General features: G+C 36.5%; 10 protein-coding genes. 7 read left to right on the plus strand and 3 right to left on the minus strand.

What is annotated here, in order from left to right; all coding sequences use genetic code 11:
• Nucleotides 1-5 precede the first annotated feature (5 nt).
• The 4 genes from ugpB (at nt 6) to ACFIMS_RS06855 (ending at nt 4,231) form a co-directional block, all read left to right on the plus strand.
• Nucleotides 6-1,340 (plus strand): sn-glycerol-3-phosphate ABC transporter substrate-binding protein UgpB, encoded by a 1,335-nt coding sequence (ugpB, locus tag ACFIMS_RS06840; protein WP_375618067.1) that lies wholly within the window; start codon nt 6-8, stop codon nt 1,338-1,340.
• Between the two features lie 95 nt (nt 1,341-1,435).
• Nucleotides 1,436-2,320, plus strand: a complete 885-nt coding sequence (ugpA, locus tag ACFIMS_RS06845) for a sn-glycerol-3-phosphate ABC transporter permease UgpA (RefSeq protein WP_375627662.1) — start codon at nt 1,436-1,438, stop codon at nt 2,318-2,320.
• A 10-nt stretch (nt 2,321-2,330) separates the two neighbouring features.
• Nucleotides 2,331-3,182: a sn-glycerol-3-phosphate ABC transporter permease UgpE gene (gene ugpE / locus ACFIMS_RS06850; RefSeq protein WP_375650897.1), complete on the plus strand. Its 852-nt coding sequence runs from the start codon at nt 2,331-2,333 to the stop codon at nt 3,180-3,182.
• Nucleotides 3,183-3,184: 2 nt separating this feature from the next.
• Nucleotides 3,185-4,231 carry a sn-glycerol-3-phosphate import ATP-binding protein UgpC gene (locus ACFIMS_RS06855; RefSeq protein WP_375613290.1) on the plus strand — a complete coding sequence of 349 codons (1,047 nt, stop codon included), beginning with the start codon at nt 3,185-3,187 and terminating at the stop codon, nt 4,229-4,231.
• A 1,930-nt stretch (nt 4,232-6,161) separates the two neighbouring features.
• Here the strand turns inward: ACFIMS_RS06855 and ACFIMS_RS06860 are convergent.
• From ACFIMS_RS06860 to ACFIMS_RS06870, 3 genes are read right to left on the minus strand one after another with little or no spacing between them, the layout of a single operon-like run.
• Nucleotides 6,162-7,079 (minus strand): metal ABC transporter solute-binding protein, Zn/Mn family, encoded by a 918-nt coding sequence (locus tag ACFIMS_RS06860; protein WP_375613291.1) that lies wholly within the window; start codon nt 7,077-7,079, stop codon nt 6,162-6,164.
• 10 nt (nt 7,080-7,089) lie between these two features.
• Complete coding sequence (locus tag ACFIMS_RS06865; protein WP_375613292.1) at nt 7,090-7,959, minus strand: metal ABC transporter permease; 870 nt, start codon at nt 7,957-7,959, stop codon at nt 7,090-7,092.
• 3 nt (nt 7,960-7,962) lie between these two features.
• Entirely contained in the window at nt 7,963-8,715 is a 753-nt protein-coding gene (locus ACFIMS_RS06870; RefSeq protein WP_375613293.1) for an ABC transporter ATP-binding protein, read from the minus strand.
• A gap of 680 nt (nt 8,716-9,395) precedes the next feature.
• Between ACFIMS_RS06870 and nrdH the strand changes: the two genes are divergently transcribed.
• Genes nrdH through nrdE form a run of 3 tightly spaced genes read left to right on the plus strand, consistent with a single transcriptional unit; the run spans nt 9,396 to nt 12,150 of the window.
• Nucleotides 9,396-9,620, plus strand: a complete 225-nt coding sequence (gene nrdH / locus ACFIMS_RS06875) for a glutaredoxin-like protein NrdH (protein ID WP_005774163.1) — start codon at nt 9,396-9,398, stop codon at nt 9,618-9,620.
• A complete protein-coding gene (gene nrdI, locus ACFIMS_RS06880) occupies nt 9,620-10,018 on the plus strand; it encodes a class Ib ribonucleoside-diphosphate reductase assembly flavoprotein NrdI (protein WP_375613294.1) in 399 nt (132 codons plus the stop codon). Before nrdH ends, nrdI begins: the two co-directional genes overlap by 1 nt.
• A complete protein-coding gene (nrdE, locus tag ACFIMS_RS06885) occupies nt 10,000-12,150 on the plus strand; it encodes a class 1b ribonucleoside-diphosphate reductase subunit alpha (protein WP_375638354.1) in 2,151 nt (716 codons plus the stop codon). Before nrdI ends, nrdE begins: the two co-directional genes overlap by 19 nt.
• Nucleotides 12,151-12,161: the final 11 nt, after the last annotated feature.

Genomic DNA, 12,161 nt, shown 5'->3' on the forward strand with positions numbered 1-12,161 from the left:
GAAGCATGAGTCGTTTTTATCTTTCCATAGCGGCCACGGTTGCTATCATAATGTCCACAGCGGGGATGACAGAAAGTTTTGCACAGACAAAAATCAGCTTTTGGCATTCTATGAGTGGTGAATTAGGAAAGCAAACTGAAAGTCTCATTAACGATTTTAATGCAAGTCAATCTGAGTATAAAGTTGTTTCTTCATTTCGCGGTGAATATGAAGAGGGATTGATTTCACTCATTGCAGCATTTCGTGGAAAGAAACAGCCAGTACTTGCTCAAATTTATGACGTTGGTACTGGAACTATGATGGCTGCAAAAGGTGCAATCTACCCATTTTATCAACTTATGGCTGATACAAAACAAGAATTTGATCCTACAGATTATTTCCCTGCTATTAGTGGTTATTACTCCGATGAACAGGGACGTATCGTCTCTATGCCATTTAATATTTCAACACCCATCCTTTATTATAACAAAGATATCTTTAAAAAAGCAGGGCTTGATCCAGAACAGCCTCCTAGAACGTGGCAAGATATAGAAAACTTTTCCAAGAAAATTCTTGAGACTAAAGCGGCAACTTGTGGTTTTACAATGGCTTATGCCGCTCAATGGATTGGTATAGAAAATTTTTCAGCGTTGCATAATGTTCCTTTTGGAACGAAGGAAAATGGCTTTAAAGGACTTGATTCAGAACTTACATTTAATGGACCTTTACAAGTGCGTATGTGGACTGACCTGAAAAAGTGGTCTGATCAAGGTATTTTCCGTTATGGTGGTCCAGCAGGTGCATTAGATTCAACACCAATGTTTATGGCACAAAATTGTGCAATTTTTATGCAATCTTCAGGATCACATGCTGGAATTGTTTCTGAAGCTCAGTTTAATGTGGGGGTTGGTATGCTACCGTACTATAAGGATACAGAAGGAGCACCACAAAATTCAGTTATTGGGGGAGCTTCTATTTGGGCGTTTAAGGGCCATACTCCAAAGGAATATGCAGGGGCAGCCGCTTTTCTTAAATTTCTTTCAAAAACAGAAAATCAAGCAAAATGGCATCAGGAAACAGGTTATCTCCCAACCACAAAAGCGACTTATGAATTGAGCAAAAAACAACATTTCTATGAAAAAACGCCAGGTGCGGATATAGCTATCAAACAGATTAATCTTAATCCACCAACAGTTAACTCAAAAGGGATAAGATTTGGTAATTTACCACAAATTCGTGCCATTCTTGATCAAGAGTTGGAAGCTGTTCTTAGTGGTTCAAAAACGCCGAAAGATGGTTTAGATGAGACCGTTGAACGTGGAAATAAACTCTTGCGTGAATTTGAAAGATCTAATCATTAATTTCGTTTTATTGTTAAACATTAAAGACTCAACAAAAACGGTTGAGTCCTTTTTGTTTACTTTTTTAAAGTCTCTACATTTAAAGAGCCCTATGAATGCAAGAAAAACATGCATATTTTAAAAATAGTCTACTTTCTTACGGACTGCTTTTTCCTCAGCTTCTTGTGACTTTTTTGTTTTTCTTTTGGCCTGCTGCTCAAGCAATAAAATCATCTTTTGAGCGTGAAGACCCTTTTGGCTTTACAACAACCTTTATTGGTTTTGAGAATTATCTAACCGTTCTTTCTGATCCTACTTATCGGCAATCGCTTTTTACAACCGCAGTATTTTCCATCTCAGTTACTGTCGCTTCAATGACAATATCACTTCTCTTAGCTGTCTGTGTTGATCGTGTCATCCGTGCAAAAAAGGCTTATACAATGCTTTTGCTCTGGCCCTATGCTGTTGCTCCAGTATTGGCAGGTATATTGTGGCTGTTTATCTTTCATCCCACCATCGGAATTATCCCTTTTTTTCTCGAGAAAATAGGGGTGCTATGGAATTATCGTATTAATGGCACTCAAGCAATGATTCTTATTGTCATTGCGGCTAGTTGGAAACAAATTTCTTACAATTTTCTCTTTTTTCTTACAGGTCTTCAATCTGTTCCGCGTTCTCAAATAGAAGCAGCCGCCATTGATGGTGCTGGTCCCTTTAAACGATTTTGGACAGTGGTTTTCCCGCAAATTTCACCAACGACGTTTTTCCTTCTTATTGTCAATGTCAATTATGTTATGTTTGATACTTTTGGTATTATTGATAATACAACTTCTGGAGGTCCTGCGCGTGCAACGAGCATCCTCGTCTATAAAGTATATGACGATGGCTTTAGAAATCAAATAATCGGTGCATCAGCAGCACAATCAACAATATTGATGTTGATGGTTATTGTCTTAACGTTTATCCAGTTTCGCTGGATTGAGCGCCGTGTACAATATTAGGAAACAAATTATGGTTGAAAATCGCCCTGTTTTGAAATTTCTAACCCATATTATTCTCATTGTTGGTATTATCATTATTTGCTTTCCAGTTTATGTTGCTATCATTGCATCAACTCATAGTTCAGCAGCATTTAACTCAGGAACACTTCCTCTTTTGCCTGGGAAATATGCTCTGGAAAATTATAAAACAATCTTTGGTGATGGCCTTGCACAGCTGGGTTTGCCCAACCTCTGGCCACTCTTAATGAATTCATTCATTATGGCTCTTGGGATTAGCGTTGGAAAAATTATTATTTCACTTTTGTCTGCTTATGCAATTATTTACATGCGCTTTCCCTTCCGAAAAACTGCTTTTGTTCTTATTTTTGTTACATTGATGCTCCCTGTCGAAGTTCGTATTCTTCCAACCTATGAGATTGTTGCAAAATTGGGGATGGTCAACACCTATAGTGGAATGATTATTCCACTTATTGCATCTGCGACCGCTACATTTTTATTTCGCCAGTTTTTTTTGACTGTTCCAGATGAACTCTTAGAGGCGGCACGTGTTGATGGTGCAGGTCCAGTTAAATTTTTTATGGATATTCTTCTTCCTCTTAGTAAAAGCAATATTGCTGCTTTATTTATCATTATGTTCATTTATGGATGGATACAATATCTCTGGCCTCTTATCATCACAACGGATCAAAATCATCAAACGATCCTTATTATTTTAAAACAGCTTATTGTCGAATCACTTCAACATGATCCTCAATGGAATATACTCATGGCAGTATCGGTTGTTGCCATGGTTCCCCCTGTTCTTGTTGTTATCTTCATGCAGCGGCTTTTTATCAAAGGCCTTATTGAAACGGAGAAGTAATTGTGGCCATAATCCAGTTATCAAATATAAAAAAACAGTATGACAACGGCATTCTGGTCATTGATGATTTAAACTTAACTGTTGCCGATAAAGAACTTCTTGTTCTTGTCGGTCCTTCAGGGTGCGGAAAATCGACCTTATTACGTATTATAGCAGGACTTGAACAAGTTACCTCAGGTGAATTATGCATTGATAACGAATGTATCAATGATCGTGAACCAGCTGATCGTGATATCGCTATGGTTTTTCAAAATTATGCCCTTTATCCCCATATGACAGTTCGTGGAAATTTAGAATATGGTCTTAAAAATCGTAAAACTCCTAAAGAAGAAATTAAAAAACGTATCGCACATGCTGCAAAGCTTTTGGAGATAGAACCATTTCTTGATCGTAAACCACGACAATTATCAGGAGGACAACGTCAGCGTGTTGCAATGGGGCGTGTGATTGTACGTCAACCCCGTGTTTTTCTCTTTGATGAACCTCTTTCAAATCTTGATGCAAAATTACGGGCGCAAATGTGTATTGAAATAAAAACACTACAGCGTTCATTAGGAACAACGAGCCTCTATGTTACCCATGATCAACTAGAAGCTATGACATTAGCTGATAGAATAGTCGTTTTGAATAAAGGAGCTATCGAGCAAATTGGAACACCAATGGAAATTTACGATACTCCAGCAACAACATTTGTTGCTGATTTTATTGGTTCTCCTCCTATGAATTTTCTTGATCGCTATGTCTTAGAACAACATTTAGGGCATTCATTTTCTTATGGTGAAGAAACTGATCTTTTAGCATTCAGACCTGAAATAATCTTATTGGGCGAACATCCAGATAAAGGGCCTGTCTTTCACACAAAAATTGAGCTTATCAAGCTTATTGGAACAGGTTGCCATGTTTTAACGCGTTGGAATGGTATCATCTTTACGATTGAAATAAAAGAACGCTTGACACACGACTATGGTCAAAAACTAAGTTTCACTGTTGCTCATCAGAATTTTCATACTTTTAATAAAAACACAGGAAAGCGCACAAATAATAAGTAAGCATTAATTGATGTGATACGACTCTCTTTTATGCTGCGTCATGATAATGGTGTGTTTTGACTTGCTCAATTACATTTACAAACTCAGGTTGTAACCGATGGGATTAAAAACAAAATTTTAACAGTTTTGGTAATGATCTATTGTCCCATAGCGCTGAGAATGTCAAAACATTTATATGAAGAAATTTTGCATTTTCACGGTCTGTAAGAAGAATATAATTTTCAAACATCATTTTCATTATAAAAAAATATCAATATAGAATAAATCTTTATTAACCATATTTTTACTCATTTATAATTTTGTTATAAAAAACAACATATTATAATATGTTTCTTGATGTAATAATTTATGTGTATTATAAAAGCAAATGAGAGAAATAGAGAGAAAAAATGAGTTACAGATAAGGAAGGATGCGCCCCATATCTGAGCTTTGATCCCTAACATAAGAAGTCTATTTGATGCACAAAATACGACGCTGTTCTAAATAATCTCTACGAGAATAGGCGCATTCTATCTTACCGCTGGCCATATGATCTAAAATAGTTTCAGAGCTCCTATAAGAAGCATTTGTTTTTTTTACCAATCACATAAATTAGAGAGAAACCTATGCGCGCATGCTGCAAGTTTATTTTTTCTCATGTAAATCACTATGCAATTCTCAGCAAGGGTATCTGATAAGTTGCAAAAAATCACTGAGAGATAGAAGGCGTGCTTGTTTTAGAATTTTCATTACTTTTAGCGATAAAAGCAGATGAAACACATCTGTAACATCTCATCGATCTTTTCTATATTCTTGAGTTAAAAATTGCCTGTAGATCATCCTCAAACAGATCTTTATGAATATAACATAAGGGATCGATGCGAACATCTATAAGAATCAGCAGAGACAAAGACAATTATATTATTGTTTTACAAAGCATTTTATAAAAGCTGGTATATTTTTTCAATATATTGCCAGTCTATTAATGGTTTTATGATATTACTTTCTTATAAAGCGCGTGCTTTTTGTTGCTTATAAATCAACCTAAACTTTATACAGCAGTATGTTTGAGAAAAATATGAAGACGGTTCGGTGTTGTATTCAGTTTTTGTATGCCAGAGTAGAATAAGTTTATCTGCTTGTGTAATTTCTAAAATGAGGAGACAGCTTAATTTAGGCAGAATATGAAAGCATCAAATAAAAAATAGATTTTATCTTTAGCATCATCTTTTAATTTAGCATTGCAATTTTCAAAAACATCTAAGCCAATGTCTCTTACATAATGGCGATTAAGCATTGCCGAACACATTTTTTTACGTTCTTTGAATAAAATTGCATCTCTCATACAAAACAGAATACCTAAACAGAAGGCTGTTGGGTTGCCAATTTACGCACTTTTTTTTAAAAATATCTTGCAAGGTTGTTCCAACTATTTTTTCACGCAGTCGTTTATAAGTAGTATAACATAAAATCCATTGTGTATCGCCATCTTTATGCTTATAAAAATGCAAGCTGGGGCCATTATCATACTCTCTTTCAGTCTCCAACATTGCAACAATTATTGTGTTGAGACTCTTCATAAGAGGCATTTTTTCTTCAAGTGGTTTTTATTCATACACTAATTCTACTTGCATGTTATAAATGAAGTTGGATAGATAAAAATACTTTAAGAAAGAGACACCAAATTCTTCTTATGAATCGTTTCAAGTGTCGAGAGTTATTGTAAAAAAAGCATTGAAAAATAGAATGCTACTGCTGACAGTTTGGGCACCATGAGGCAATAAATCCACTTACTTTATCTATCTTAGAATCTATAGAGTATAAATTTCTCTGTAAAAGTAACTTTATTTCATATCAATGTTATCAATTATAGCTGTTGGGGCATCATTAGTAACATAATCATAGACTTACGATTTTATGAACTCTTTTTTATCTCTTTTATAGAAGATCTTAATGTTTTGTGATAGCATCAATGATGGTATTCACATTATGTTCCATCATATCGAGATAAGTTGCTGCAGGGCCATTTTTGTTTGACAATGCATCAGAATAAAGTGTTCCACCAATTGTTAAGCCTGTTTCTTTTGCAATCTGTTTTATGAGACGGGGATTAGAGATATTTTCAACGAATAGGGCAGTTGCTTTATTCGCTTTAATTTGTTTTATAAGTTTAGCAACATCGGCTGCGGTTGCTTCAGTTTCTGTTGAAGCACTTTGAGGGGCAAGGATAGTAAAACCATATTCCTTGGCAAAATAGCCAAAGGCATCATGAGATGTGATAATGATACGTTTATCTTTAGGAATGGTAGCAATTTTTGTTTTCAGGGTATCTTGTGCTATTTTAAGTTTTTGGATGTAGGTTTCGGCATTTTTTTTGTAGCTGGTACAGGATTGTGGATCGATTTTACAAAAAGCAGCAGCGATATTCTTCACATAGATTTTGACATTGGGAATTGTTTGCCAAGCGTGTGGATCAATAACGCTGTGGTGGTGATGGGCATTATGTTCTTGATTTTTCATTTTGAGGGAGGGAATGTTAGCGCTAACTTCGACAAGAAGTGCTTTTGTACCACTTGCTGTAATGAGGCGATCAATAAATCCTTCTAAATGAAGCCCGTTGATGAAAATAATTTGAGCATTTCTAAGAGCCTGAGCATCATGGGGGGTAGGTTCATAAGTGTGAGTATTCGCATTGGGACCTACAAAAGTGGTCATAGAGATATGGTTGTCTCCTACATTTTTTACGAGATCTGCAAGAATAGAAAAGCTCGCAACAACTTTGATTTTATTGTGTGCAGAAGCAGAAAATGGAGAAAGGGCAAGCAATAAAGCTCCAAGAAGAACAAATTTTTGAGCAAACTTAGGCACATTTTTTTCCTTAAAGTGAGGAGGTATAAAAGAGGTGGGGAAACCATGTTACAATAAAGCCACGTGGACTTATCAAACAGGAAACAAGATAAATAAATCCTGCGGCAATGATGATAGCAGGGCCGGAGGGAAGTGAAAGATGAAAAGAAAGCAGGAGACCACATACGCTAGAAATGATTCCAAAAAGAGTGGAAAGCGCGCAAATAGGGCCTAGCCGTGAAAACCAAAAACGGGCTGTAATGGCTGGAATCATCATAATACCAACGGAAAGTAATGTTCCTAGTGATTGAAAGCCTCCAACCAGATTCAGCACCACAAGTCCAAGCAATGAAATATGAATATATTTACTCAATGGAGAGAGTGATTTAAAAAAGAGGGGGTCAAAGCTTTCTAAAACGAGTGCACGCCAAAAAATACAAAGGCTGCAGAGTGTAATCAGCATTATAGTAGTGATTAACCAAAGGGCTTGTGCATCAAGTGCAAGAACCGATCCGAATAAGAGATGAAGCAGCTCAATTGTTGAGTCTTTCAGTGAGATAATAATAACACCTGCCGCGAGTGCAATAAGATAAAAGACGGTCATGGATGCATCTTCTTTCTGAAAGCTGTTTCGTGAAATCAAAATGGTTGCTAAAGCAACAATAAGACCAGCGAAGATACCACCAAGTGTCATAGATATGAGGGAAAAGCCACAAATCAGAAAAGCAATTGCAACACCAGGAAGAATGGCATGAGAGATAGCATCTCCTGTCAAGCTCATTCCTCGGAGCATCAAAAACACACCAACAGGACAAGCGCTAATAGACAGAAAAATAGAACCGATAAGGGCGTTTTGCATAAATTGGAAATCAACAAAGGGGGCAAGAAAAAATGCATACACGTCTTATAACCTAAGAAAGAGAGGATCATTGATGAGAAGATTTTGTTTTTGTGCGCTAATAGGGAAAGAATTGGATGTGAGAGGTGGCATAACGTGATGAAGGGTGTTGTTTAAAAACTGTGTTGTTTCTCCATAAAAGGCGTTTTGTTGATCAATTTGAATCATTTGGGGGAAAAATTCTTGCACGATGAGAGGGTTATGGAGTGCGGTGAGAATTGTGCGTCCTTGCTGTTGCCAGTATGTGATCAGAGCAAGAAGGTCTTTTTGGGTATTATGATCTACACCATTGAAAGGTTCATCAAGTAAAATAATATTGGCATCTTGTACAATGATACGTGCAAAAAGAGCGCGTTGTAATTGCCCGCCTGATAATGTTTCAAGCGAACGGGGTGCGAGTTCTGTAAGCCCAACCATTTTAAGAGCATTTTGAATCTTAGAATCATAAGGGCGCTGATTCTTCCATAATCCACAAAAAGACCACAGTCCTGTTTTTACAAGCGTTTTCACATCAATTGGAAATGTTTGATCTATATTACATTGCTGAGCAAGATAAGCAATGCGGCTTTTTTTTGGTTTTGTAATTTTTCCTTTAAGAGGTTTAATCAATCCGGCGATGGCTTTTAGCAGTGTCGATTTTCCAGCGCCATTATCACCTGTTATTGCAACCAATGAACCAGCTTTTAACTTTGCTGAAAAGTTCTTTATTGCTATTCTATTCCTATAGCCTAATGTTGTTTTATTGAAGTGCAGATCCATATTTTTTACCATCGTTGCTTATTATTTTGGAAACTATGTAATAATATAACGTTTGTCAACAAAATGTTATATTATTACATAGTTTTGAGTACTGAAAATTTTAGTGGGAAGATCGTGGAAAATTAAAAATAATAATTGAATTCACCTTGACGAAAGAGAGAGAGTATATACTATATATAGTATCAAAATGATTGGTGATTCTAAATAAGCACAAGAGAGGGTGTTAGTGTGTTTCGTTTGGTATCTAAGTTATTTCCATTATTGTAAAGAGTTTATTGGCCAAAGGTATAGCAGTATTTTTACTGAAGGGTCTCTTTTGGAAGGATTTCCTTTCGTTTTTGTAATTGATTTTTGCCGTAAAAGAGCAAACAGAGCTCTTGAAAAACGGTAGTTTAGAACATTAGTTTTTTAGACAGCAGGAGGGAATTGTAATGCAAGCAAAAGATTGTTTTATAACTAGGGGGCTTTGCCATTTAAGTTGTAGAATAATCGCTTATTCTCATCATAGTTTTTGAAGTTATTTGATGAGGAATTCTGTTATGTTCAGGAAGCTGTGTATTATTTGAAAATAACCACATGTTTTGCGTACAATTTCTATTTTTTGTTATTCTTGAGTACCTATAAAATTATTAGATTGACCTTTCAGGGTTGATTGTTTGGAATTGTGAAAGTTGAAGAAAATGTCGATCACTATTTATAGCAAACCATCTTGTGTCCAATGTGATGCTACACGCCGCGCTTTTGATGCAAAAGGCATTCATTATCGTGTTGTTGATATTTCCTGTGATGAACAAGCATACAGTTTTGTTCAATCTCTGGGGTATCGTCAGGTTCCTGTCGTTGTTTGTGGTGAAAATCATTGGTCTGGTTTTAGACCAGATATGATTAGTGGTCTTTGTGCTTAATGGGGCTTATTGTTTATTATTCGAGTGCAACGGGTAATACAGAACATTTTGTCTCGCAGCTTGGGCAAAGACTCTTCAAAATTGATAAAAGAAAGCCTTCTGCATTGGTTGGTGAACCTTATGTATTGGTTGTTCCTACATATGCAGATGGTGAAGGAAGAGGGGCCGTGCCGAAAGCCGTTGTCCAGTTTCTTAATGAAGCTGAGAACCGAAAATTAATTTGTGGTGTTATTGGCGGTGGGAATCGTAATTTTGGTCGCTATTATAATCTAGCAAGTAAAATTATTGCTGAAAAATGTTGTGTACCTTGCCTTTATCGTTTTGAGCTGCGTGGAACTGATGAAGACGTTATTTATGTAAAAAAGGGATTGGAAAGATTTTGGAAACAATTGGTATAGGACAATCGCAGAAATCGGATCAGATTACTGATTATCATGCGTTGAATGCAATGCTTAATCTTTATGATGAAAATGGTCATATTCAATTTGATATGGATCGGCTTGCTGCGCGGCAATATTTTCTTCAGCATGTTAATCAAAATACAGTTTTTTTTCATAACCTGAAGGAAAAAGTAGATTACTTAATAGAGGAAGGTTATTATGAAAAAGCTTTATTTGAGCTTTATGATTTTTCTTTTATTAAAAAGCTTTTTAAACGTGCTTATGCATTTAAATTTCGTTTTCCTACCTTTTTAGGCGCATTTAAGTATTATACCAGCTATACACTGAAGACTTTTGATGGGAAACGTTATCTTGAACGTTATGAAGATCGCGTTTGTCTTGTAGCTTTATATTTGGCACAAGGGAATAAAGCTCTTGCTGAAAGTTTTGTGGATGAAATTATTACAGGACGTTTTCAACCGGCAACACCAACATTTTTAAATGCTGGGAAAAAACAACGAGGTGAATTGGTTTCGTGTTTTTTGCTACGTGTTGAAGATAATATGGAATCGATAGGTCGTTCGGTTAATTCGGCTTTGCAGCTTTCAAAACGTGGTGGAGGTGTGGCGCTTTGTTTAACGAATTTGCGGGAAGCAGGGGCGCCAATTAAGCAAATAGAAAATCAGTCCTCAGGTGTTTTACCGGTGATGAAACTCTTGGAAGATTCTTTTTCTTACGCCAATCAGCTTGGGGCACGACAGGGGGCTGGAGCTGTTTATTTGCATGCTCATCATTTAGATATTATGAAGTTTTTGGATACAAAGCGTGAAAATGCTGATGAAAAAGTTAGAATTAAAACGCTTTCGCTTGGTGTCGTTATTCCTGATATTACTTTTGAGCTTGCACGGAATAATGAGGATATGTATCTCTTCTCATCGTATGACATCGAGCGTGTGACAGGTAAGCCCTTTAGCGATATTTCTTTAACGGAGCATTATCGTTCTTTTGTTGATAATGCAAAGATTCGTAAAAAGAAAATAAGTGCACGCGTTTTTTTCCAGACATTAGCGGAAATTCAATTTGAGTCGGGTTATCCCTATATTTTATTTGAGGATACTGCTAATCGATCGAATCCGATAGCTGGGCGCATAAGTATGAGCAATTTATGTTCAGAAATTTTGCAGGTGAGTGAGGCGAGTGAACTGGAGACAGATTTAACTTATCGCACGATTGGAAGTGATATATCCTGTAATCTTGGATCCATGAATATTGCCAAAGCAATGGAAAGTCCTGATTTTGGACAGACCGTGGAATCTGCTGTTCGCGCTCTGACTGCTGTTTCGGATATGAGCAATATTGATTGTGTGCCTTCCATTGCGAAAGGCAATGCTGAAAGTCATGCGATTGGTTTGGGACAAATGAATTTGCATGGGTTTCTAGCGCGTGAGCAGATCTATTATGGGTCTCCAGAAGCGATTGATTTTACCAATATCTATTTTTATATTGTGACATATCACGCCATACGTGCTTCCAATTTAATTGCGCACGAACGTCAAGAAATGTTTGCAGGGTTTGAAAAATCAGCTTATGCAGATGGACGTTTTTTCGAGAAATATATTGAAAAAGAATGGAAACCGCAATTTGCGCTTGTGCAAGAGCTTTTTGCACGGAATAATATTGTTATTCCAGATCAAAAGGATTGGCAGGAACTCAAAAAATTAGTTATTGAGTACGGGCTTTATAATCGCAATCTACAGGCAGTTCCTCCCACGGGATCTATTTCCTATATTAATCATGCCACTTCCTCCATTCATCCGATTGCTTCAAAAATCGAAATTCGCAAAGAGGGAAAAATTGGGCGCGTTTATTATCCTGCTCCTTATATGGATAATACGAATTTGAATTTTTACCAAGATGCTTATGAGATTGGCCCTGAAAAAATTATAGATACCTATGCTGCGGCAACACAGCATGTTGATCAAGGTCTTTCATTAACATTATTTTTTCCTGATACGGCTACTACACGTGATATTAATCGCGCACAAATTTATGCCTGGAAAAAGGGGATAAAAAGTATTTACTATGTACGATTACGGCAAGTAGCATTGAGTGGAACAGAAGTAGATGGCTGTGTTTCGTGCAGTTTATAGGAGATCATCAT

This window comes from Bartonella sp. AP331QHHD, assembly GCF_042195905.1.
GTDB lineage: Bacteria > Pseudomonadota > Alphaproteobacteria > Rhizobiales > Rhizobiaceae > Bartonella.